19 protein-coding genes are annotated in these 22,855 nt (G+C 51.5%); 6 read left to right on the top strand and 13 right to left on the bottom strand.

Annotated elements, in window-relative coordinates; all coding sequences use genetic code 11:
* Positions 1-30: 30 nt before the first annotated feature.
* From BUA40_RS00990 to BUA40_RS00950, 9 genes are all read right to left on the bottom strand, one after another.
* The gene (locus tag BUA40_RS00990; protein ID WP_072797373.1) at positions 31-1,365 is read right to left on the bottom strand and encodes a LuxR C-terminal-related transcriptional regulator; all 1,335 of its coding nucleotides are present in this window, start codon (positions 1,363-1,365) and stop codon (positions 31-33) included.
* Between the two features lie 227 nt (positions 1,366-1,592).
* Positions 1,593-2,369 carry a succinate dehydrogenase/fumarate reductase iron-sulfur subunit gene (locus BUA40_RS00985; protein WP_014547104.1) on the bottom strand — a complete coding sequence of 259 codons (777 nt, stop codon included), beginning with the start codon at positions 2,367-2,369 and terminating at the stop codon, positions 1,593-1,595.
* Positions 2,369-4,282 carry a fumarate reductase/succinate dehydrogenase flavoprotein subunit gene (locus BUA40_RS00980; protein ID WP_072797371.1) on the bottom strand — a complete coding sequence of 638 codons (1,914 nt, stop codon included), beginning with the start codon at positions 4,280-4,282 and terminating at the stop codon, positions 2,369-2,371. The genes BUA40_RS00985 and BUA40_RS00980 overlap by 1 nt, the downstream gene beginning before the upstream one ends.
* A 17-nt stretch (positions 4,283-4,299) precedes the next feature.
* Positions 4,300-5,145: a succinate dehydrogenase cytochrome b subunit gene (locus BUA40_RS00975; protein ID WP_072797369.1), complete on the bottom strand. Its 846-nt coding sequence runs from the start codon at positions 5,143-5,145 to the stop codon at positions 4,300-4,302.
* Between the two features lie 37 nt (positions 5,146-5,182).
* Positions 5,183-5,635, bottom strand: a complete 453-nt coding sequence (gene ndk, locus BUA40_RS00970; RefSeq protein ID WP_072797367.1) for a nucleoside-diphosphate kinase — start codon at positions 5,633-5,635, stop codon at positions 5,183-5,185.
* Positions 5,636-5,677: 42 nt separating this feature from the next.
* A complete protein-coding gene (locus tag BUA40_RS00965; RefSeq protein WP_072797359.1) occupies positions 5,678-7,753 on the bottom strand; it encodes a peptidyl-prolyl cis-trans isomerase in 2,076 nt (691 codons plus the stop codon).
* Between the two features lie 130 nt (positions 7,754-7,883).
* Complete coding sequence (gene purL / locus BUA40_RS00960) at positions 7,884-11,768, bottom strand: phosphoribosylformylglycinamidine synthase (protein ID WP_072797358.1); 3,885 nt, start codon at positions 11,766-11,768, stop codon at positions 7,884-7,886.
* Positions 11,769-11,992: 224 nt separating this feature from the next.
* Positions 11,993-12,568, bottom strand: a complete 576-nt coding sequence (locus BUA40_RS00955; protein ID WP_072797357.1) for a hypothetical protein — start codon at positions 12,566-12,568, stop codon at positions 11,993-11,995.
* Positions 12,569-12,580: 12 nt separating this feature from the next.
* On the bottom strand, positions 12,581-13,138 hold the full coding sequence (locus BUA40_RS00950) for a hypothetical protein (protein ID WP_072797356.1): 558 nt from the start codon (positions 13,136-13,138) through the stop codon (positions 12,581-12,583).
* 124 nt (positions 13,139-13,262) lie between these two features.
* Between BUA40_RS00950 and BUA40_RS00945 the strand changes: the two genes are divergently transcribed.
* From BUA40_RS00945 to BUA40_RS00935, 3 genes are read left to right on the top strand one after another with little or no spacing between them, the layout of a single operon-like run.
* Positions 13,263-13,769: a hypothetical protein gene (locus BUA40_RS00945; RefSeq protein ID WP_072797355.1), complete on the top strand. Its 507-nt coding sequence runs from the start codon at positions 13,263-13,265 to the stop codon at positions 13,767-13,769.
* Positions 13,661-14,734 carry a glycosyltransferase family 2 protein gene (locus tag BUA40_RS00940; RefSeq protein WP_083585212.1) on the top strand — a complete coding sequence of 358 codons (1,074 nt, stop codon included), beginning with the start codon at positions 13,661-13,663 and terminating at the stop codon, positions 14,732-14,734. The genes BUA40_RS00945 and BUA40_RS00940 overlap by 109 nt, the downstream gene beginning before the upstream one ends.
* Positions 14,731-15,483: a glycosyltransferase family 32 protein gene (locus tag BUA40_RS00935; RefSeq protein WP_072797353.1), complete on the top strand. Its 753-nt coding sequence runs from the start codon at positions 14,731-14,733 to the stop codon at positions 15,481-15,483. Before BUA40_RS00940 ends, BUA40_RS00935 begins: the two co-directional genes overlap by 4 nt.
* Here the strand turns inward: BUA40_RS00935 and BUA40_RS00930 are convergent.
* Genes BUA40_RS00930 through BUA40_RS00920 form a run of 3 tightly spaced genes read right to left on the bottom strand, consistent with a single transcriptional unit; the run spans position 15,473 to position 18,826 of the window.
* Positions 15,473-16,438, bottom strand: a complete 966-nt coding sequence (locus tag BUA40_RS00930; protein WP_255369146.1) for a glycosyltransferase family 2 protein — start codon at positions 16,436-16,438, stop codon at positions 15,473-15,475. The genes BUA40_RS00935 and BUA40_RS00930 overlap by 11 nt on opposite strands.
* Positions 16,423-17,730: an O-antigen translocase gene (locus tag BUA40_RS00925; RefSeq protein WP_072797350.1), complete on the bottom strand. Its 1,308-nt coding sequence runs from the start codon at positions 17,728-17,730 to the stop codon at positions 16,423-16,425. The genes BUA40_RS00930 and BUA40_RS00925 overlap by 16 nt, the downstream gene beginning before the upstream one ends.
* A complete protein-coding gene (locus BUA40_RS00920; protein WP_072797347.1) occupies positions 17,681-18,826 on the bottom strand; it encodes a DegT/DnrJ/EryC1/StrS family aminotransferase in 1,146 nt (381 codons plus the stop codon). The genes BUA40_RS00925 and BUA40_RS00920 overlap by 50 nt, the downstream gene beginning before the upstream one ends.
* Positions 18,827-18,869: 43 nt before the next feature.
* Between BUA40_RS00920 and BUA40_RS00915 the strand changes: the two genes are divergently transcribed.
* Positions 18,870-19,832, top strand: coding sequence for a GNAT family N-acetyltransferase (locus tag BUA40_RS00915; RefSeq protein ID WP_072797346.1), 963 nt, complete (start codon positions 18,870-18,872; stop codon positions 19,830-19,832).
* A gap of 7 nt (positions 19,833-19,839) precedes the next feature.
* Here BUA40_RS00915 and BUA40_RS00910 read toward each other — a convergent pair whose 3' ends face one another.
* Positions 19,840-20,265 carry a sugar 3,4-ketoisomerase gene (locus BUA40_RS00910; protein WP_072797345.1) on the bottom strand — a complete coding sequence of 142 codons (426 nt, stop codon included), beginning with the start codon at positions 20,263-20,265 and terminating at the stop codon, positions 19,840-19,842.
* Between the two features lie 172 nt (positions 20,266-20,437).
* Here BUA40_RS00910 and rpsD point away from each other — a divergent pair, with 172 nt between their 5' ends.
* A complete protein-coding gene (rpsD, locus tag BUA40_RS00905) occupies positions 20,438-21,043 on the top strand; it encodes a 30S ribosomal protein S4 (RefSeq protein WP_072797344.1) in 606 nt (201 codons plus the stop codon).
* Positions 21,044-21,190: 147 nt separating this feature from the next.
* A complete protein-coding gene (locus tag BUA40_RS00900) occupies positions 21,191-22,849 on the top strand; it encodes a two-component system response regulator (RefSeq protein WP_072797343.1) in 1,659 nt (552 codons plus the stop codon).
* The last annotated feature ends 6 nt before the right edge of the window (positions 22,850-22,855 follow it).

Genomic DNA, 22,855 nt, shown 5'->3' with positions numbered 1-22,855 from the left:
AGCCCAAACGGGTTATTTTCGGGGGTTATTTTATGGCTGAAAAACGTTGCTAACGCTATCAAGAAGCGCTTCTTTCGTAGGCGAAGGAATCCCCTTCAAAATTTGCTCCAGGTCAGTCTTCAGGAAATTCGGATGGTATTCAAAAAACACCCGTATATGCCTTTCACTTTCCTTGAAATTGCCCCTCTTGTTATTGCAGGCAATCAGCATAAGCCTTGCTAAGGTCGATTCCGGATGGAACATCAGAACTTGATTCAACGTTTCTTCACATTCCGCAAACTTGCCCTGCAAGAAAAAGATGAACGCCCTTGGTGTAGAATGAAGGAGCACGCCTTCTGGCCCTTTAATAAACCGGGAGCCTTCATTCAGCAAATGCAAGGCCTCGTCCATTTGCCCCGCAAACATACAGAGCTGGACCAGAATTCGCCGAGACCTCACACACTGCGGAAGATCCGCCAAAATCTGCCGAAGGTACGGAACTGCTCCATTCTTGTTCCCAATCGCCATATTGTATACCGCCATCATGAACTGGGCGTATACAGAATAGGGATTCTTCCGCATTGCAGCACAGGCAAGCGATTCTATTTTCGCAACATACTCTTTAGCGTTCACCCAGGATTCCGTTATGGCAACATAATAGGCCCAAACAAGCGTATAGGGTACAAATATGGGGCTTTTCTCCGCTTTAGCCAACGGCTCCAATTCGTTGATTATTTCATCAAACGAATCCCGGCAGATATTATCTATTTTGACATTGGCAAAAGAAGTGGCATACCACCACCGGGGAAACAATTCTTTATTTTGTTCATAAGTCTGCGCCGCCGAATGGAACAATAGCCTAAAGATTTGCATTGCCACCTGCGTCCCCATCAGTCCAAAATCGTCGTTCGCATTAACTTGTAGCGATTCCGACCAAAGAATATCTGCCGTTTTTCCTTTGTATAGAGTTACAAAGAAGGTATTTTCCTTATTCAAGACCGGGGATATTTTGACTTGATACGTTGCCGGAGCCGAAGCTTCTTCACTCTCGTTGATCGAAAAAAGCCGATACCGGTTCAAGGCTTGTATGATAGATAGGTAAAGCTCTTTTGCGGGGGAACAACCGTCCAAGGATTTCCCATCTATAAATGCGATGTGGATTTCTTCGTCAGCAGCTGAATTTTCACTCCCTTTTTCAATATCGACAGATACCGCTTCGGTCCTGTTCGTGACATCGAGAATCTTGTAAATGTTGGCCAAATGCACCTTGACCGTATTCGCCGAAATGTTCAACGCCTTGCAAATTTCAGCATTCGTAAGCCCCTTACGAAGCAAGGAGAGGATTTCCTTTTGTCGCGATGTTAAACATTTACCAGGCTCTGCCATACATAAGCAAATATATCTATAAAGTTAGATTTTATAGAAACCCAACCATAAAAAATATCTGTTTTTTTTATTTATTTCATTTATATGCCAAAAAGGGCCGCATTGCTGCGGTCCTTTTTTTATATAATCGAATTAGTCGTTGCGCTTGCGCCCTGCGGGCTTAAGCGCAGACTCGCGGCGCCTCGGTCATGGCGAAATGCAAGCACTTCGCCGCGACGCTCGGCTTGCTAATCTTTGCCATAAACCTTTTCGGCGTAGGTCACGGTAGCACCGAGGTATTCGCGGTTCATCTTGGCAATGTAATCCACGGTGATACCCTTCGGGCAGGCTGCCTGGCATTCGTAAAGGTTCGTGCAGTTGCCGAAGCCTTCCTTGTCCATCTGAGCGACCATGGCCAAAACGCGCTTCTTGGCTTCGACCTTGCCTTGCGGCAAGAAACTGAGGTGAGAAACCTTGGCAGATACGAACAACATTGCAGATGCGTTCTTACAAGCGGCCACGCAGGCACCGCAACCGATACAGGCGGCAGCGTCGAAGGCGCGGTCGGCATCAGCCTTGGGAACCGGAATGGTGGAAGCTTCAGGAGCGGCACCGGTGTTGACGGAAACGAAGCCGCCAGCCTGGATGATGCGGTCGAATGCGGTACGGTCCACAGCGCAGTCACGGATAACCGGGAATGCGGCAGCGCGCCACGGTTCGATCACGATGGTGTCGCCATCCTTGAACTTACGCATGTGCAGCTGGCAAGTGGTGGTCGCATGGTCAGGACCGTGCGGCATACCGTTGATGACGAGGGAGCACATACCACAAATACCTTCGCGGCAGTCGTGGTCGAAGGCGAAGCCTTCCTTGCCCTGCTTCATCTGTTCTTCGTTCACGATGTCGAGCATTTCCAGGAAGGACATGTCCGGAGAAACATCGTTAATCTTGACAGTTTCGAACTGTCCCTTGGTCTTGGCATCCTTCTGACGCCAAATCTTCAAAGTCAAATTCAGTCCGCTCATTATTTGTAGCTCCTAGTAGCGAGGTGGACGTTATCAAAGGTAAGAGGTTCCTTGGAAAGTTCCGGTGCGACACCGTCGCCCTTGTATTCCCAGGCACCCACGTAGCAGAAGTTCTCGTCGTCGCGCTTGGCTTCGCCTTCCGGAGTCTGGCTTTCTTCGCGGAAGTGGCCGCCGCAAGATTCCTTGCGGTGCAGGGCGTCGAGAGTGAGGACTTCGGCGAATTCGAGGAAGTCAGCCACGCGGCCAGCACGTTCCAGGTTCTGGTTGAAGGAACCTTCGGAACCGAGCACGTTGACGTTTTCCCAGAATTCGGCACGGAGGGCCGGAATCTTCTCGAGGGCGGTCTTCAGGCCGGCCTCGTTACGAGCCATGCCCACGTATTCCCACATGATGTTACCGAGTTCACGATGGATATCGTTAACAGTGCGGTGACCCTTGATGGAGAGGAGCTTGTGGATGCGTTCTTCGGTCTGCTTCTTGCAGTCTTCGAACGCAGCATCGGATTCGGAAACCTTCTCGAGCTTGGTGCCCGCGAAGTAGCCGCCGATGGTGAACGGAATGACGAAGTAACCGTCGGAGAGGCCCTGCATCAAAGCAGAAGCGCCGAGGCGGTTTGCACCGTGGTCGGAGAAGTTGGCTTCACCGAGAACGAAGCAGCCCGGAATCGTGGACATCAGATCGTAGTCCACCCAGAGGCCGCCCATGGTATAGTGGATGGCCGGGAAGATACGCATCGGGACCTTGTACGGGTCTTCGTCGGTAATCTTTTCGTACATCTGGAAGAGGTTGCCGTACTTGGCAGAGACACCGGCAACGCCCATGCGCTGGATAGCGTCGGCGAAGTCGAGGTACACGGCCTGCTTGGTGTTACCCACGCCGAGACCTGCGTCGCAGACCTGCTTGGCGTTACGGGATGCCACGTCACGGGGCACGAGGTTACCGAAGCTCGGGTACTTTTCTTCGAGGTAGTAGTAACGGTCTTCTTCGGGGATCTGGTCCGGGCTGCGGGTGTCGCCAGCCTTGCGCGGGACCCAGATACGGCCGTCGTTACGGAGAGATTCGCTCATCAAGGTGAGCTTGGACTGCAGGTCGCCGTGGCGAGGAATGCAAGTCGGGTGAATCTGCGTGTAGCAGGGGTTAGCGAACAGGGCGCCGCGCTTGTAGGCACGGAAAGCAGCCGTCACGTTAGAACCCTGGGCGTTGGTAGAAAGGTAATAGACGTTACCGTAACCGCCAGTGCAAAGGCACACAGCGTCAGCCACGTGGCTTTCGAGTTCGCCAGTGATGAGGTTACGGACGATGATACCGCGAGCCTTGCCGTCGATCACGACGAGGTCCATCATTTCGCGGCGGGGGAACATCTTCACCTTACCGGCGGCAACCTGGCGCATGAGAGCCTGGTAGGCACCGAGCAAGAGCTGCTGACCCGTCTGACCGCGGGCGTAGAACGTACGGGAAACCTGCGTACCACCGAAGGAACGGTTGTCGAGGAGGCCACCGTATTCACGACCGAAGGGAACACCCTGGGCGACGCACTGGTCGATGATGAGGTTGGAGTTTTCGGCCAAGCGGTGCACGTTGGCTTCGCGAGCGCGGAAGTCACCGCCCTTCACGGTATCGTAGAACAGGCGGTAAACGGAGTCGCCGTCGTTCTTGTAGTTCTTGGCAGCGTTGATACCACCCTGGGCAGCAATGGAGTGTGCGCGACGGGGACTATCCTGGATGCAGAAAGACTTGACATTGTAACCAAGTTCGGCGAGGGATGCGGCGGCAGAAGCACCGGCAAGGCCAGTACCAACCACGATCACGGTGAACTTACGCTTGTTGGCGGGGTTCACGAGCTTGAGTTCGAACTTGTGCTTGGTCCACTTTTCTTCGATGGAACCACCGGGGATTTTAGAATCAAGAATCATTAGTGGGCTCCTTAAAATTAAGCGTTAAAAGAAACTTCGACGGTGCCAACAGAAGGAATCACGAAGGCAGCCTTCTTGGCTTCCTTTTCCTGCTTCTGCTGTTCGTACTGCGGCTGAAGGCTGCGGGACTTTTCGATGAGGGCCTGGGTACCCGGCTGGTTAGCGAGGTAGAAGGCTGCAACAGCGGTGATACCGAAACCGAGGGCAACGATAATGCTGTAAGCGATACCGGCGATGTCGATAATCGGGGTCCACTTCTGGTGAGCAATGCCCATGGTCTGGAAGGCAGAAGAAATAGCGTGGAAGAGGTGCATACCGATCACGAACATGCTGACCACGTAGAATGCAGCCCAAGCCGGGTTAGCAAACATCTGGATGGTGGTGAGCCACATGTCGCGGACGATTTCGCCTTCGGCATTCACATAGAGGTAGTGTTCGCCGAACTTGAGCATCATGAGGTGCTGCACGAGGAAGCCGAGAATGAAGAGACCGGACCAGATCATGGTGAAGGTTGCGAAAGTCTTCTTGCCCTTGCGAGCGTTGACTTCGTAGTCGATGCCACCGCGAGCCTTCTTGTTCTCGATCTTCAGCTTGATAGCAAGGAAGATGTGGAGAGCGAAAGCAGCCACCAGCACCAGTTCAACAAGATAAATCATCTTGATCGGGAAGTGGAGCGGGTTGAATCCGGTCAGGAATTCGGTGTAGGCATTGTAGGATGCCTGAGCCGCGGCCTGATCGAAATTCAGAAGCTGGAAGTTACCACACATGTGGCCGAAGATGAACAGGGCGAGGAACGCGCCTGTGCATCCCATGATCTGCTTCTTACCGATGGAAGAGGTAAGATACTTGACGATCCATTGCATTGAGTTGTGTCTCCTTGAGGGGGGTTATTTTTGAAACTTAGAGGACGCAGCAGGCCTTGAGGCTCGGCATTTCGTAAGCGTAGCGTTCGTCTTCCTTGAACCAGAAGTCGAGTTCGCGCTTGGCAGATTCAGGACTGTCAGAGCTGTGCACGACGTTTTCGGTCATGGAAGGGGCAAAGTCGTAGCGGAGGGTACCGGGTTCCGCCTTAGCCGGATTGGTAGCACCGTTGATAGCGCGAACCTTGGCAATGGCATTTTCGCCGCCGAGGGCGAGCATCACGGACGGGCCCTTGGTCATGTAGGCTTCGAGTTCCGGGAAGAACGGCTTTTCCACGTGTTCGGCGTAGAAACCGCGAGCATCGGCAGAGGTCATCTGGTGCATCTTCACGGCGCAGACGGAGAGGCCTGCAGCGATATAACGGTCGATAATGCGTCCAATGAGGCCAGACTTGACTGCATTGGGCTTGATCATTGCAAATGTCATTTCCATAGTAGGTACCTTTTGTTTTAAGATGTGGGAAATATAGGTTTTTTATTCCTCGGCTTCGATCTTTTTCATCAAATCATCGGCCAGTTTGCCGTTACTCTTGATGTTATCGATGAGCCATTGGGCGGATTCCTTCAGTTCGCTGTTCGGATACTTCTGGAGGAATTCTTCAAGCACTTCGAGAGCCTTGTCGTTCCAGCCCAAATTTTCGTTGAGCATAAAGCCGCGGCTAAACATGGCCTTTTCGGCATTCGGGCTATTCGGCCACATGGTGTAGAAGGCATAGTATTCCCCTTCTGCATCCATATATTCTTCGTTTTCGCCCTGAATCTGAGCCATTTCATAAGCGACTCGTTCAAACAGGCTGTCATCTTCAGCATAGCCGTACATCACATCGCGATACGCATAATAGGCATCGGACTTCTTACCAGCCTGGTAAAGAGAATCCGCACGCGCCATCAGCTTATCAGCGGTCTTATAGGGTTTGAATTCGGCAATACCCGTATCGTACAAATGGACATCGGCCTTTTCATAGGCTTCTGCAGCAAACCTTTCGGTTTTTGTCCCCGTATACTCGCCAACAAGCTTGTTATAAATTTCGCCCATACTTTGTTCGTAAGTCTTGCCCGCATAAAATACTCGGTAGCACATGTAGTAATCATGCTTGTACATATTTTCGGGGAACAAAGCCATCTTGTGCAACAAATCCTTGGCCTGTTCGTAAGTATAACCAGGATGAACGTACTTGCCCACACGATCGTAGAAAGCCTTCAAGGAATCTTCCGGAATATCCTTGCCAAATAATTTTTTATCGATATAACGACTCGACAGGAACTCCAAACGGTTGAAGCGGTACAAAGCCCTGTATTCCCAAGAGTGATTCAGCTTCGCTTCCTTTGCAAGTTCAGCATAGGCGAAAGTTTCAGCAATCATCTGCACCATTCTTTGGTGAATTTGCTGGCTCAATGCCCGGTGGAAATACGCATCGTTAAAGCGAAGCAAATCAGCTTCGGTAAAAACCGGCTTGCCAGCGACAGTAATCAACACCGTCGAGGAATCCACATCGAAATAGGTTCCAGCCTTGACGCCGGCTTCGATACCAGCACCCACGCGGTCATAGGTTTTAAGCTTTGCAGGATCAACGGCAGCAAGGTAGAAGCGATGGAAGTTCTTCATATCGTTTGCACGAATCACCGGCGTAACAAAGCCCGGTTCCTTACCTTCCAAAGCAGCAGAAAGGTCGTTCACCATGCCAATGCCATAGGGCAAAGCATAATTCTGCTTGACATGCCCCACATAGCCGCTATCTTTTGCCGTTTTCTGATTGGAGCTATTGGTATATGCAGCAGCCTTGAACTGCTCCAGAGTCGGCGTTTCGGCAAACAAGTTGGCAAGCTTCGCGGAATCGCCCTGCACATGGTACAATTCATAGCCAGGAACGGTCATGAATTCATCTTTGTGCTTGTTATAATAGGCCTTTGCGTCGACTGCAGTAACTTCTTGAAGGCCAATATGAGCCTTTTCAAGAACATTCTCCGACATTTCTTGACGCAATGCGCGACGATGCATACCCGCATAATTCTTCTTCTGCTTCAGGAGTTCTTCTTCCGAAGGATTTTCCAGTTTAAGCGTATCTTTCACATACGCATCAAACCGTTCCTGGTTCTTTGAAACATAGTAGTAGCTTGCGACATCGCCGCGTGCCATCAAGAATTCACCCGTAGAATCAGCTGGGAACAGGTTGCGATTGGCATCGTAGAACTGACGCAGTTCCGCATCGCTATACATCATGCATTCCATGACATAATAGCGCTGGTACACCATCATCAAAACACGAGATTCCAAATCCGCATAATGCTTTTCCCATTCATCAGCCAATTCAGGATATTCAGCGAGAGCCCTCGTTACAAGAGCTGCCTTTGAATAGAGCATATCGTACAAGAACTGACCTTTAGAAACATGGTACGTTTCTCCATTTTTCATGAGCAACGTATAGTCTTCTTGATAGACTTTTTCTTTATCGATGCGAGCAAGGAGAGTATCCTTGTCGCCGATACCGTTACAGCCGTTCAAGAAAAACAGCGAAGCCAATGAAACAAGAGCCAGGAGTTTTGCCTTCATATATCCTCTTAATTCAAAAAAACGTGCCAAAACAACTTACAAAAATTAGCCGACCCGTGAGCCGAAGCCCTCAAGTGTAAGCTGAGGGCGGAGGCGAGAGAAAAGGGCCTAGCAAATATTTTCCCTAGCATTAGCCCTTTTCGGTCACAAATATACGACCGTTGCGGAACAACTGCATCCACGGACCATCTTCGCCCCATTCTGCCGGATGCCAGGAATACTGGCAGGTACGGAACACGCGTTCCGGGTGCGGCATCATGACGAGGGCGCGACCGTCTTCGGAGCAGAGGCCGTTGATACCGAACGGAGAGCCGTTCGGGTTCAGCGGGTAGCGTTCGGTGTATTCGTGCTTGCCGTCCACGTAGCGGAGCGCCACGAGACCGGTCCCCAGGCAGGCTTCAGCAGCTTCGCGGCTAGCGAATTCTGCGCGGCCTTCGCCGTGTGCGACCGCAATCGGGAGCACGGAGCCTGCCATGCCCTTGAGGAGCACAGCCGGAGTATCTTCGACCTTCAAGGAGCAGTAACGGGCTTCGAAACGTTCAGAAAGGTTCTGCACAAAGCGCGGCCAGTGCTTGGCGCCCGGAATCAAATCCTTGAGGTTAGAAACCATCTGGCAGCCGTTGCAAACACCGAGCGTGAAGGTGTCCTTGCGGTTGAAGTAAGCTTCGAATTCAGCGCGGGCCTTCGGGTTGAAGAGGATGCTCTTGGCCCAGCCTTCACCGGCACCGAGAACGTCACCGTAGCTAAAGCCACCGCAGGCAACGAGACCATTGAAGTCCTTGAGGCTTACGCGACCTTCGAGAATGTCAGTCATATGAACGTCGATAGATTCGAAACCAGCCTTCTGGAAGGCGGCAGCCATTTCGAGTTCGCCGTTGACGCCCTGTTCGCGGAGGATTGCCATCTTCGGACGGCTTGCGAAATCCTTCACAATCTTGGCGGACGCCGCCACGTCGAAGGTGACCTTCGGCGTGATACCCGGATCGTCCTGTTCCAACTTGAGCTTGTATTCGCTTTCGGCACAATCCGGGTTATCGCGGAGGGCCGCGATGCGGCGGGTCGTGTCGCTCCAGATGGCGCGCAGGTCGGAAAGACCTTCGGCGTAGTCGCCGATGACCAAGTTATAAGTATCGTTGAGCGTACCGATTTCAGAAACGGTATCGCCGAGGCCGACAGCAGCGAATGCTTCGAACACGGCCTTCAAATCAGCCTTCTTGACCTGGAGTACGGCACCGAGTTCTTCGTTGAACAGGGCGTCAATCAGGTTACCCTTGAGGGCACCGGCGTTGAGCGTTACACCCACGTGGCCGGCGAATGCCATTTCGGCAACCGTCGTGTAGAGACCGCCATCGCTCTTGTCGTGGTAGGCCATAATCTTGCCAGCGGCATTGAGCTTCTGAATGGTTTCGAAGAAGGCGCGGAGTTCCTGAGCGGAATCGACATCCGGAGCCTTGTCACCGAGGTTGTTGTAAACCTGTGCGGCGATGGATGCGCCCATACGGTTCTGACCGCGGGCCAAATCAACGAGAACGAGCGTTGAAGCCTTATCCTGCAACAGCTGCGGGGTAAGCGTCTTGCGCACATCGGCGCACGGAGCAAAGGCACTGATGACCAGAGAAATCGGAGCGGTCACGCGGTGGCTACCCTTGTCGTCCTGCCACACGGTGCTCATGCTCATGGAGTCCTTCCCCACCGGAATCGTGATGCCGAGATCCGGGCAGAGTTCCATACCGATAGACTTCACGGCTTCGTAAAGGTCAGCACCGTCGCCTTCGTAGTTCGGCGTGGCCATCCAGTTTGCGGACAAGTTCACGCGGCCCATATCAGGCACGCAAGCGGCAGCCATGTTGGTGAGGGATTCAGCTACCGTCATACGGGCTGCAGCAGCCGGAGAAATCAAGGCGATCGGAGCGCGTTCGCCCATGCTCATGACTTCACCTTCATAAGTATCGAGAGTTGCAGAGGTCACGGCGCAGTCAGCAACCGGAACCTGCCACGGGCCAACCATCTGGTCGCGGCAAATCATACCCGTCACAGAACGGTCACCGATAGAAATCAAGAACGTCTTGTCAGCGACGGTCGGGTTAGCAAGCACGCGGTGAGCCACATCCTTGATGGAGGCATCAGCAGGAACCACCGTGGAAGAAAGCGGGCGCTTCTGGCTCTTTTCGTTACGGATCATGCGGGGCGGCTTGCCGAGGAGCACTCCGAGCGGCATGTCGATCGGAGTCGTACCGAAGTGTTTGTCGGTCAGAGTCAAGTGCTTTTCAGGAATAGCTTCGCCCACCACAGCGTACGGGCAGCGTTCACGCTTACAGATGGCGTCGAACACGTCGAGCTTGTCGCCTGCAATAGCGATCACATAACGTTCCTGGGATTCGTTACTCCAGATTTCGAACGGGCTCATACCCGGTTCGTCGTTCGGAACGTTACGCAGTTCAAACTTACCACCGAGACCGCCATCGTTCACGAGTTCCGGGAAGGCGTTGGAAAGTCCACCAGCACCCACGTCGTGAATGAAGGTAATCGGGTTTTCTTCGTTCATCGCCCAGCAGCGGTCGATGACTTCCTGGCAGCGGCGTTCCATTTCGGGGTTTTCACGCTGCACAGAGGCAAAGTCGAGAGATTCATTACCGGCACCGTTAGCGACAGAGCTAGCTGCACCACCACCAAGACCAATGAGCATGGCCGGACCGCCGAGCACGATCAGGTGGTCACCCGGATCGATGTGGCCCTTTTCGATATGTTCATGCTTGATGTTACCGAGACCACCAGCCAGCATAATCGGCTTGTGGTAGCCGCGGACTTCCTTGCCGTTCTGGGCATCGACTTCCTGTTCGAAAGTACGGAAGTAACCGAGGATGTTCGGACGGCCGTATTCGTTGTTGAATGCAGCGCCACCGAGCGGGCCTTCGATCATAATGTCGAGGGCGGAAGCAATGCGGGACGGGCTACCAAAGTCCTTTTCCCAAGGTTGGACTGCACCCGGCAGTTTCAAGTTCGAAACGCTAAAGCCCGTGAGGCCTGCCTTCGGCTTGGAACCCTTACCCGTGGCACCTTCGTCACGGATTTCGCCACCACTACCGGTAGCGGCACCCGGGAACGGAGAAATAGCCGTCGGGTGGTTGTGGGTTTCGACCTTCATCAAGATGTCGACTTCTTCGTGGTGGAAGTCGTACTTGTTGTTGCGCGGGTCAGCGTAATAGCGGCCAGCGACAGCGCCCTTCATCACGGCGGCGTTGTCCTTGTAGGCGCTAAAGATGTTAGAGTTGTGGAGCTGGTAGGTGTTCTTGATCATCTGGAACAGGGACTTGTCCTGCTTAACACCATCAATCGTCCATTCGGCACCGAACACCTTGTGGCGGCAGTGTTCCGAGTTGGCCTGTGCGAACATGTAGAGTTCCACGTCGGTCGGATTGCGCTTGAGTTCGGTGAAGTTCTTGACCAAGTAATCGATTTCGTCGGAGGAAAGAGCGAGGCCCATTTCCTTGTCGGCCTTCACGAGGGCTTCGCGACCTTCGGTAAGCACCGGAATCACGTTCAGCGGACGCGGTTCTTCCTTGCTGAAGAGGACTTCCAAGGAGACGGTGTCGGCGAAAACGGCCTGGGTCATGCGGTCGTGAATCTTGGCCGAAATCTTTTCGCGGGCACCGGCGGGAACGGCACCTTCAAACTTCACATAGTAAGCGATAGCGCGTTCGATGCGCTTGATAGCCGGGAGACCGCAGATGTGAGCGATATCGGTAGCCTTGGAGCTCCACGGGCTGATGGTACCCGGACGCGGGCAAACCACAAAGAGTTCGCCTTCGAGAGCCTTGGGTTCGCGGGCCGGACCGTAATGCAGCACCTTCTTCAAAGTTTCGGTTTCTGCATCGGTCAGGTCGGCGGACAGATCCACCACGTGCAGGAATTCAGCGTAAACGGAAGCGACAGAAAGGCCTGCGCTCTTGAAATCGGAAGAAAGTTTCTGGAGACGGAAATCCGACAGAGCCGGCGTACCACGTAAAATGAGCATTATTTAACCTCAGTTGAGTTTATTTTTTCACGCGGTAAAGATAGAAATTAGGTATGAGGTATGAGCTCGCTTCGCTCTGAGCTATGAGCTTTTATAATTGCGCATACTTTAACTCAATGCTCAGACCTCAAAGCCTTGCCTAAGCAAGGCGCGCTCATAACTAAGAAACGGCCCGCAGAGCGGGTCGTTTCTTACAATTTTCTAACTCGTTGAGAGTCAAAAGATTAGCGCTTTTTGCCCTTCTTGCCTTTCTTGCCCTTGGCGGCCTTAGCAGGCTTTGCGGCCTTCTTCGGAGCCGGAGCTTCTTCAACGGCTTCTTCTGCGCCTTCTTCGCCTTCCTCAGCTTCCTCAATTTCTTCGCCCGGATTACCGACGAGAGCGTTCACGTTCACAGAGACGAGGCCAGCAAGAGACTTGACTTCGGTCTTCTTGTCGACTTCAACCTTGGAGAACTTGGAAACGATGTAGTAGGCACCCGTAGCTTCAAAGCGGCGAGTCATGTTCGCAATGCTCATGGAGCCCTTGGTAGACGGGAAGTACTTGGATTCAAGACGAGCCTGATCCTGAGAAGTCTTTACAGTCTGCACAGCTTCGCAAGCCAAGGACCACACGCCCTTGTTCACATCGATAGAGTTGTTCACGTATTCGATGATCTTGGAGGCACCCTTGTAAGAGTTGGTGGTGGTCTTGGTGTAGTGTTCCGTAGCCTGAGAAACGTAACTACCCTTCTGCATCAAAAGCGTTGCAAGGAGAGCGATAACCAGAACGGTGAGTGCAATCGAAATATTCTTTACGTTCATTGGTACAGCTCCTTATTCAAAGTGGTAGGCCGCAGGGGCTTCGAGCTTAAAGTTTTCAGCCATGTTGTATTCGGTAAGGGCCTTGTAGTCAGCCTTTTTGAGCTTACCCTTAGCAAAGGTAAAGGAAATCACGCAGTTCTTGCCGCATGCGACTTCCTTAACGCCACCTTCGTTCTTCAACAAGAACTTGTCGGCGAGGCCAGCCTTTTCATAAATGGAATTCTGAGCCTGGGGCGGAATGCCTGCAGCTTCGTACATATAAGAAAGCTGCTTGAAGCGAGCATCCTTGTCTTCTTCGATTGCCTTGACTGCAGCATCAAAAGCAGCTTCAGTCTTTGCAGTGGTAACAGTTGCATAAACCAGACGCCATGCCATGCCATACTGGTCCACAGACTTCCACTGGTCCTGAACGGCACCGTTAGACAGTTCAAGGTAGGCATCCACCTGTTCCTTGACCGACTTCTGGGCCTGATCATTGTACTGGCCCTTTAGAACCATCATCAAGGCAAACAAGCCGATAATGAGCACAATATCGACAATCATCAAAATTTTGAATTTCTTTTTGTCCATAAGTATCCTTTTGCAAGTTTTTTGCATATAGAATTTACTTCCAAAATAAAAAAAAACAAGCAAACTTTCGGAAATTTAAGGCTTTTTTACAGAAAACATCCCCTTTTTTAGTATATTGCTGCCCATGAGCGATCAAGAAAACAAAGAAAAGCTCCCGTCCCAGGTCATTTTTGAAAACCTGAAAGAGTTGATACGCGCCAAAAACACCGCGCATGAATCCATGTTCAAATTCCACTGGAAAAAGATGTGGCCGTTCAGCCTTTTTTGGCCTCAGGTGGATTTTGAGCGTATCGTGCGCCTGATGAGCGAAATTCGCAAGAACGCCATCAACCAGAAAAACCTGGTCTTACAGGCAAAGTCCAAGGCAAAGCCCTTCGAAAAGACTTTCCTTGACGCCGTTCCCGCTTACCTGGACGCACTCGATGTTTCTTGTCAAAAGCTTTCTGCCGCCGCCCAGTGGAAACAGGACATGCTCCTGAAACGCATTCACAAAGATGTCAAGTTCCGCCGCGACGTGTCGGAATGGAGCCAAATCCTAAAAGAATACGAAGAAGCGCAAGGCAACCTGGTTCGCGCCGGCGCCATTGTGCAAATGGGTTGGGGCGAAGTCGTCCAGAATTTAAACCAGTAAAAATAGTGCCAGAAGTCAGCGTCATCATACCAGTCTACAACATGGAGCAATTCCTTGAGGATTGCTTGAATAGTGTGTTAGCGCAGACTTTTACAGACTTTGAAATCGTTATCGTAAATGATGGTTCCACAGACAGGAGTGCAGCCATCGTTGAACAAATTGCAACCAAAGACAATCGTTTCGTCATTTTCCATCAAGAAAACAAAGGGCTTTCCGAAGCGCGCAACACAGGAATTAAAGCCGCTCGCGGAAATTGGATAACCTTCGTGGACAGCGACGATATGCTGGTCCCCACTTTTCTGCAAAAACTTTTAGACGCGGCAAAACAAAACAACGCAAGCATCGCCTGTAGCGACAAGCGCCTTTTCTGGAAAGAATCCGATATCGGCAACAGCGAAACTTCAACGACGAAGGCTATAGCGCTTTCCTCCGAAAAAGCGTTGGAACGAGCACTCTACCAAAAGAACGGCCCCGATTACTCCGCCTGGAGCAAACTCTACGACTCCCAAATTTGGCAAAGTCGCAAGTTTACGCCGGGAATCTATTTTGAAGACATGGACTGCATCCCGCAAGTGCTCTTGGAGGCAAAAAAAATCGCATTCGTTCCCGAGCCGCTTTACTTGAACCGCCGACACGGCACCAGTATTCTTGCAACTGCATACAACCGACAAAAAGCTGAACTGCTGAACATCGCCGAAAGAATCTGCACACTTGTAAAAGGCAAAGATGCAGAACTCCAGCGGGCCGCCCACAGTAATCTTTTTAGCGCCAGTTGCAGCATTCTAATGCGAACGCCCGACACCAACGAATTCAAGGATTTTAGGGAGCGGGCCTGGAAACATATCAAGGAATTCCGTCAAGAAACGCTTTTCAACGCCAACAGCCGCACTCGCAACAAGGCGGCCGCCCTGATTTCCTTTGGCGGGAAAGCTCTCTTCGGATTAGCACTCCGGAGGTTCGGATGATTCCTAAAAAACTTCACTACTGTTGGTTTTCTGGCGAGCCCTTCCCCGAAAGCATCCAGCGCTGCATTGAAAGTTGGCATAAGTTCTTGCCCGACTTTGAATGGGTCAAGTGGGACGCCGAAAAAGCCCTCTCTACAAACCTACTCTGGGTCAAAGAAGCACTTGCAGAAAAACGTTGGGCTTTTGCAGCCGATGCCGTAAGGCTTTACGCACTGTACACGGAAGGCGGCATTTATCTCGACACCGATGTGGAAGTTTTGAAGCCCTTCGACGAACTTCTCCAAGGGACATACTTTTTCGGCTACGAAAACGGTTCCCAGCGAATTGAAGCGGCAACGATGGGATGCGAAGCTGGCTTTGCCCCCTTGCAAGCGCTTCTTGATTATTACAAGGAACAGAATTTCAGCTACGACGAAGATGAAGTAGACCAGATGGTGCTTCCGAACATTCTTCAAGAAGCATTCAAGAAGTTCGACCTGACCATCATGGGCGAAGATGTTTTTTCGCCAAAGAGCTTTACCGACGGAATGATCCGCACCACCGATGCCACCTACAGCATTCATCATTTCAGTAGCGCCTGGCGACCGGAATCTGTCCGCAAGGGAATCGCCCGCAGGCAAGCCCTGTTCGCCAAGTACCCCCGCCCCATTGCCAAGGCACTTTCTGTGCCGTTAGCATTATGGACAAACCTGCAAACCCTTGGCTTTGCAGGATGCGTCAATAAAATCATCCGGAAATTTACTGCTTAAGCAAGAAGCGCGGAATAAACAGTTTCGGTAAACGCTTGAGGAACGGAAGCGAAAACGACCCTAGTTCCGGTAGCTTGCGAAGCGCCTCTTTCTTGTCCGAATAGCACAAAGCAGAAAACCAGTGAGATTTCCAAATCTTGACCACCTTAGGATAAAGAGGATGGTCTTTGTAACGTTCCAGCACCTTCAAGAATGTTCCGTACATCAAAGCACGATTCGACGACATATTGTTGCCGTGAACGCGATAATAGCAGCACAACGCCGGCAGTACCGGCAATGAACCGTACTTATGCAGGAACTTGAGCCACTGCGGAAAATCTTCGAAGGGATACTCGGAATCGTAACCGCCCATTTCGCGGAAAACGTTCAGGCGGATCATTTCGGTGCAGCCGTGAATTTCCCGCTGTCCAAGGAAGAACTGCTCAAAGGTCACCCGAGGAATAGAACGCGTGTAGCGAGGATCGGGAGTGTCGCCGTGACGGCCTTCGGCATCCATCACAATAATCTGTCCAAAACACATCGGATCTTCGGGATGCGATTCCAGATACGTTGCCTGGGCTTCTAGCCTGCCCTTGGGCATGATATCGTCGGAAGCAAAGGTGCAGAAATATTTGCCCCGAGCCATCGACAACAATTCGTGCATCGTAGGCATCAAGCCCTTGTTTTCGCGATGGACATAGGTAAAGCCGAGTTCAGCCTGCAGCTTTTCCAGAATCTTTGGAGACGAATCCTTGCTGCCGTCATCAATGACAATCAATTCAAAGGCGACGCCTCTCTGAGCCATTACGGAACGAACGGCAGCCTCCACAAATTTCTCATGATTGTAGCTTGCCATCAGCACCGATACAACCGGCGGAAGTTCACGCTGTTCGGTTTCTTCACCCTGAGCGAAGGCCTTCACGTAAACGTTCTCCGTCATTTTTTGCGCGAACATGTTCGTTATGGAGTATTCCACTTGAGCCTCCGCACAATAATGTAAAGTACAACCATATACACGAAATTTTCAAAAGCGTACGCTATCATAGGGCCATTGAATTCAAACAAGCGGATTCCCACGTAAGAACCGACCGCAAGCAAAACCTCTGACGCAATTTCAACCGCCAAGAACTTCTTGGTTTCGGCCCGGGCGATCAGCACCAAGGCGAGTGCAAAGCCCCCCGACCGAAAGAAATCTCCCACCAGCTGGAGCGGCAAGTAGTCAACGGCGCCCATATAGGCCTTGGAGAACAGCACCTGCACCAGAATGCTCCGGCCAAAATAGAGCGCCCCGACCATCACAAGGGAAATTCCCATGATGCGGAACAGCAGCGGATGGAACATGGAGAAAAATTCTTGGCGAGTCATCTGGGGCGAAACCCGCGGCAAAAGAACCACCGTCAAAATGGCAGACATTGCCATAAAGAGAAAATCGGAAACCTTCCACACGCTCTGCCAGATACCTGCAGCATCACCGCCAAAATGCATGTTCACAATCGTTCGGATGAAGGTCAGCACCACTGGTGCAAGCACCATCGGGATAAGTCCCATCAGCGCATAAGACAGCCACGGTCCCCGTGTATCAAGGGCAGTCTTCCAAATATACTTAACGCTAAAGCCTGCGCGACTCGCAATCTGGGCGGCAAAAAGGGCAGCCACAATCGATTGAGTTGCAATAATAGACAGCACCGAAAGGCGCCCCGTATAAAGGAAGAAGGCCACCCACAACACCTGCCACACCGAAGCCACCATGTTGATGGTCGCCCACTTGCGGTTTTCGCCAAGGCCATTCATGACCGCAGCCGTTATGGTAATGATATTTGTTGCAAGGATTCCAGGAAGGGCAAACAAGATGGCGGCCTGGGCAAGGCGTGTCGGCACCCCTGGCAAAAGCACCTGGAGCGGAGCCATAAAGCAGAACAGGAGCGCCACCACAAAAGTAAGCAGACTTCCCATGGTCGTAAGGCGAAGTCCGCCGCGCCAGATGCCAAGAAGCTTTTCGCGATTGTCCTTATTCTGGGCCGTCAAGGCGGTCCAACCGTTCTGCATTGCCAACGAGGACGTAGCCTGGCCAATATTCATTAAATTCAGGAACTGACCGACGCAGGCAAATGCGGCGGGCGGCAGGAATATCGCAAGCAGCTTGTTGATTGCAAACGCACGAAGCGCATTAAACAAGGTGACTGCGCCGGAGCCCGCAAAAAGCTTTGTGTAATTCTGTTTAGCGGGCATAGGCATTGATGGTTTCGATGACGTAAGCAACTTGTTCATCGGTCATGGCCGGACCCATCGGAATGCTGAGTTCCGTGCGGGCCAGTTCTTCGGCAATGGGAAGATTTCCGTGGCGAAGTTCACCGCGAGAAAGCGCCCCCGCAAAAGCCTCTTGCTTGTGAGGCGGAATGGGGTAATGAATCAGCGTTTCTACACCACGATCCTTCAGGAACTTTTGCAAATCGTCACGGGCTTCGCAGAATACCGGGAAAACATGCCACACATGCGACTTCGGGTTCGCGGGAACCGGCGTTACACGCACTAGCGGATTCTTGATTTCGGCACAGTAGCGAGCCGCAATTTCTTGACGGCGGGCATTCCAGGCATCAAGATGTGGAAGCTTTGCAAGCAGAATGGCCGCCTGAATTTCATCAAGGCGGGAATTTACGCCCACATACTGATTCACGTATTTTTCGCGAGAACCGTAATTGCCAAGGGACTTTACCACCTGGGCAAGTTCCAAGTCATCAGTCACCACCGCTCCCCCGTCGCCCATGGCGCCGAGGTTTTTAGTCGGGTAAAAGCTATAGGCCGCTGCATTAGACGAGAGACGAGAGACGAGAGACGAGAGATTATTTACATCTAAAGCAGCTCCGTGAGCTTGGGCGGCATCTTCAAATACGAGCAACCCTTTCGCCTTCGCGAATTCACAAATCGCAGACATATCTGCCAGACGACCGTACAGATGCACCGTCAAAATGGCGCGGGTCTTTTCGGAGCAGGCTTCCGCCAAACGGGAAACATCCAAAACGCAGGTATCGCGATTGGGTTCCACTAACACAGGAACAAGACCCGCCGCGCGCACCGCCAAAACAGTCGCCACAAATGTATTCGCCGGCACAATGACTTCGTCACCTTCAGCCATTCGGCCAAGGAGAATCGACGCCTTCAACATCAAAGTCAAAGCATCCAAACCGTTTCCGACTCCGACACAAGCCTTTTTCCCGCAATAGGCGGCAAAGGCTTCTTCAAACTCGCAGCAACGATTTCCGCGAATAAACCACTTTGAATCAAGGACATCAGAAAAAGATTCGCGCAGGGCGTCGCCTAAAGCGCGATTCACATAATCCAGCGAATAAAACGGGACATTCATCATTGTTGATGAAAATAGCAAATTAACATTTGCTATTTTACTCACCATGTACGAATTTTTGCCATACAGTCCGGATTTGGATAAGCGGCTAGACCATTTTGTGGAGCACGAATCTGTCAACGGGACCTTTTTACAGTCCAGACGATTCTTGAACTACCACCCGGCAGACCGCTTTACCGACGCCAGTTTCGCGCTTGAAAAAAGCGGGATTCTTGCGGCCTATTTCCCGGGCGTGGTAAAGGAACAAACCTTTATTTCCCATGCGGGGACCACTTTTGGCGGCCCTATTGTCGCAAAGCAGTTCTACAGCGGTTCAAGGCTCCTTGAAATTTTGAAGGAAGCAGACCAGTACCTTACCGGCCGATTCAAAAACATTCGATTCAAGATTACGCCTGCCATTTTTGCAGAAGAAAGCCCTGACCTTCTGGAATACACGCTGGAACACTTGGGATACACGCGCCACACGGAACTGAGTTCGTATTGTACGTTGCAATCCGACGTAGACCCGCTCGAAAACTGCGACAAGGATTGCCGTCGCATTTTCAAGAAATCCGAAATCGAAGGCATCCGATTCGGAAACCTGGAAAAAGCGGAAGACTTTGAGACCTTCTACCGTTTTCTGGAAATTTCGAAATCCAAGCACCACGTGCATCCGGTCCATTCCTTGCAGGAACTCTACGACCTGAAGGACAACCGTATTCCCGAACACATCCGCTTCCGCGGCATGTGGGACGGAGACACCCTGGTTGCAGTCATGATGCTCTTCTTGTTCGAAAAGACAAAAACCATTCATGCCCAGTACATCGCGCCCAATCCGGATTACACAAAGTTCCAGACCGGTTGCGCCCTATATGTACGCGTGATGCGAGAAGCCGCCCTCGACGGCTACCAGAAAATTTCTTGGGGCATTTCTACCGAAAACGGCGGAGAAGTCTTGAACGAAAGTCTACTCCGATTCAAGGAATCTTTTGGCGCCAAGGCTTGCGTGAATGTTACTTACGAAAAATGACGCGATGTCATTTTTCAGCAGACTCTTTTACAAAAGCATCGTAATCGTAGATGTAGTCGGACTCATTGTAGTGTTCCGACGCAAGGACCATGCACACCGCACCCGACGAGAAGTTTTCGATTTCACGCCAATGCATCGTGGGAATATATAGTCCGTGGTAGGAACGGTTCAGCGAATACTTGGTCCGCTTCTTGCCGTCATCCAAAATGACGTCGAAACTGCCGCTGGCGGCAATAATCAGCTGGCGGAGGTTCCTGTGGGCATGACCGCCACGGGTCGTTCCACCGGGAACGTCATACAGGTAGTACACGCGCTTGATATCGAAGGGGATCAATTCGCCCCCTTCCACGACGCTCAAGTTGCCACGCTGGTCGTGGGCAATAGGGATATCGATCAAACGGGGTTCTTTCAGCTGATTTTCGTTCCAATCCATGGCCCTAATATAATAAAGTGGCGACCTAAAGGGGTGGTTCGGGCTGTTTTTGGGGTGATTCAGTTGAAATTCGGCAGATTTATTTCTATATATGTCTCACCAATGAGTGCATGTCGCGCCAAGCTCTGCCAACATGCATGTTAACCAAAGAGCTTCCTTTAACGAGGTAAAAATGTCCTCTTTCCGTGGACCAAAAGGTAAGGTAGCCCGTTCTCTCGGACTCGCCGTCTCTCAGAAGACTCAGAAGGCTCTCGATCGCCGTAACTTTGCACCCGGCCAGCATGGCCAGACCCGCAAGAAGTCTTCTTCCGTGTACAAGCAGCAGCTCGTCGAAAAGCAGCGTCTGCGTTTCACCTATAACATTTCCGAAGCTCAGTTGGCCAAGGCTTATGACGAAGCCAACCGTCGCGCCGGTTCTGCTGGTGACAACCTGATGATCTTGCTCGAAACCCGTCTTGACGCCCTTGTCTACCGCATGGGTTTTGCTCGCACGATTTTTGCAGCTCGCCAGTATGTCGCTCACGGTCACTTCACCGTGAACGGTGTCCGCAGCTACTCTCCGTCTCGCCAGATCAAGGCCGGTGACGTGATTGCAGTTCGCGAAGGCTCTAAGGAACACGTGCAGATCAAGGAAGCCATTGCTAACGCTCCGGCTGTTCCTGAATACGTGACTGTCGACGCCGGCAAGATGGAAGGTTCTCTCGTGAAGCTCCCGCTCCGCGACCAGATCCCGGTCAAGCTGGAAGAACAGCTCGTCGTGGAATACTACTCCAGGTAGTAACCACTCAAACCAAGAGTTTGGACACCCTGCTTCGGCAGGGTGTTTTTTTTTGCATTCTCCAAAACAGACCGCCAGTAAAAAACATATATTTATCTTACGAAGTGAGAAAATACGATGGCCTCGTTTAAGAGTAGACAAAATATAATGGTGATCGAAGACGATCCGAAATGCCAGGAAATATTTCAGAATGTCCTGGAAGAGTCTTACAATATCACCGTAGTCGGGAATACGCAAGAAGCCTTGCTTTTGTTGATGGACGCCCCCACGAACTATTCCCTTATTTTGTTGGAACAAGAACTCCCCGACGACGCCTGCATTGAATTTTTAAACCAACGAAACGCCCAAAGCTTTTTGCAGAACATTCCCGTCATCGTCGTTACAGGAGAAGGCGATGACAACGGGTGCTACAAACTGGGCGCAGATGAATTCTTACGAAAGCCCCTGAACTCCCCCGACGTTATTCTCGCCCGCTGCGAGCACACCATGGCGCTGTACGAAAGCAAGAACCTGGTGCAGCAGACCGAAAAGGACAAACTCACGGGGCTTTATACCATTGACTACTTCTTTGAATACCTGAAGCAGATTATCCCGCTGGACATGGGGTCAGACCGCGACGCTATCGTTATCGACGTGGAGCATTTCCGCCTGATTAACGAGATTTACGGACGCGGTACCGGCGACCAGGTCCTGGCAGAAATCGGCACCTACTTGCAACAAGTGCTTACTACCCTGAATGCGATTGCCTGCCGCGCAAGCGCAGACGTTTTTTACGTATACTGCATTCACCAAGAAGACTACCAGGAACTCCAAGAAGCGCTTCAGACTATTCTTACCCATTATATCAAAGTAAGCAATATCCGAGTCCGTGTGGGCGTATGGCATTACGTAGAACGGGGAATGATTGACCCCGAAACATGGTTTGACCGTGCCAAGAGCGCTTGCGACCGCATTAGCGGAAACTTTACGATTTCTGTATCCACATACAACAGTGGACTACACAGTAAGCATCTTCGCGAAGAACGCTTGATCAGGGACGTTTACGAAGCGATCGAACGCAAGGACTTGAGGGTGTACTACCAGCCCAAGTACGCTATTCAAGGCGACAAGCCGCACCTGCGCAGTGCCGAGGCGCTCATCCGCTGGATCCACCCGACTCTCGGCTTTATCAATCCGGGAGACTTCATTCCTTTGTTCGAATCGAACGGCCTGATTCAGATGGTGGACTACTACGTGTGGAAAGAAGCCGCCGCCCAAATCCGCCGCTGGAAGGACGAATACGACTTTACCGTTCCCGTGTCGGTAAACGTATCACGTATCGACATTTACGATCCAGATCTTGAGAACAAATTCTGCAACATTTTGAAAGAGAACAACCTTTCGCCCAGCGAGTACATGATCGAAATTACCGAAAGCGCCTACGCCGAAAACGCACAGGGCTTAATCGAAGTGCTCGACAGCATGCGCAAGAAAGGGTTTAAAATCGAAATGGACGACTTTGGTACCGGCTATTCTTCGCTCGGCATGCTGACCGAAATTCCTATCGATATTCTGAAAATCGATATGTCTTTTGTCCGCAGCATGGAAAAGCACGAAAAGAACAAGAGGATGGTGGAACTGATTATCGACATCGCCAAGTTCTTGAAGGTTCCTTGCGTTGCCGAAGGTGTCGAAACTGAATCTCAGCTGCGCGCACTCAGAAGAATGGGTTGCGACGTAATTCAGGGCTATTTCTTTTCGAAGCCGGTAGCGCCTGAAGATTTCGCTAAGTTTATTGAAAAAGAAAAGAGCCTGTGGACTAAGTAAGACCAA

This window comes from Fibrobacter sp. UWT2, assembly GCF_900142545.1.
Classification (GTDB): domain Bacteria; phylum Fibrobacterota; class Fibrobacteria; order Fibrobacterales; family Fibrobacteraceae; genus Fibrobacter.
This window is presented reverse-complemented; position numbering and strand designations above follow the sequence as displayed.

Coding starts and splice junctions, on each gene's coding strand:
- BUA40_RS00990 (WP_072797373.1), bottom strand. CDS start 1,365: ATGGCAGAGCCTGGTAAATGTTTAACATCGCGACAAAAGGAAATCCTC.
- BUA40_RS00985 (WP_014547104.1), bottom strand. CDS start 2,369: ATGAGCGGACTGAATTTGACTTTGAAGATTTGGCGTCAGAAGGATGCC.
- BUA40_RS00980 (WP_072797371.1), bottom strand. CDS start 4,282: ATGATTCTTGATTCTAAAATCCCCGGTGGTTCCATCGAAGAAAAGTGG.
- BUA40_RS00975 (WP_072797369.1), bottom strand. CDS start 5,145: ATGCAATGGATCGTCAAGTATCTTACCTCTTCCATCGGTAAGAAGCAG.
- ndk (WP_072797367.1), bottom strand. CDS start 5,635: ATGGAAATGACATTTGCAATGATCAAGCCCAATGCAGTCAAGTCTGGC.
- BUA40_RS00965 (WP_072797359.1), bottom strand. CDS start 7,753: ATGAAGGCAAAACTCCTGGCTCTTGTTTCATTGGCTTCGCTGTTTTTC.
- purL (WP_072797358.1), bottom strand. CDS start 11,768: ATGCTCATTTTACGTGGTACGCCGGCTCTGTCGGATTTCCGTCTCCAG.
- BUA40_RS00955 (WP_072797357.1), bottom strand. CDS start 12,568: ATGAACGTAAAGAATATTTCGATTGCACTCACCGTTCTGGTTATCGCT.
- BUA40_RS00950 (WP_072797356.1), bottom strand. CDS start 13,138: ATGGACAAAAAGAAATTCAAAATTTTGATGATTGTCGATATTGTGCTC.
- BUA40_RS00945 (WP_072797355.1), top strand. CDS start 13,263: ATGAGCGATCAAGAAAACAAAGAAAAGCTCCCGTCCCAGGTCATTTTT.
- BUA40_RS00940 (WP_083585212.1), top strand. CDS start 13,661: ATGGAGCCAAATCCTAAAAGAATACGAAGAAGCGCAAGGCAACCTGGT.
- BUA40_RS00935 (WP_072797353.1), top strand. CDS start 14,731: ATGATTCCTAAAAAACTTCACTACTGTTGGTTTTCTGGCGAGCCCTTC.
- BUA40_RS00925 (WP_072797350.1), bottom strand. CDS start 17,730: ATGAACAAGTTGCTTACGTCATCGAAACCATCAATGCCTATGCCCGCT.
- BUA40_RS00920 (WP_072797347.1), bottom strand. CDS start 18,826: ATGATGAATGTCCCGTTTTATTCGCTGGATTATGTGAATCGCGCTTTA.
- BUA40_RS00915 (WP_072797346.1), top strand. CDS start 18,870: ATGTACGAATTTTTGCCATACAGTCCGGATTTGGATAAGCGGCTAGAC.
- BUA40_RS00910 (WP_072797345.1), bottom strand. CDS start 20,265: ATGGATTGGAACGAAAATCAGCTGAAAGAACCCCGTTTGATCGATATC.
- rpsD (WP_072797344.1), top strand. CDS start 20,438: ATGTCCTCTTTCCGTGGACCAAAAGGTAAGGTAGCCCGTTCTCTCGGA.
- BUA40_RS00900 (WP_072797343.1), top strand. CDS start 21,191: ATGGTGATCGAAGACGATCCGAAATGCCAGGAAATATTTCAGAATGTC.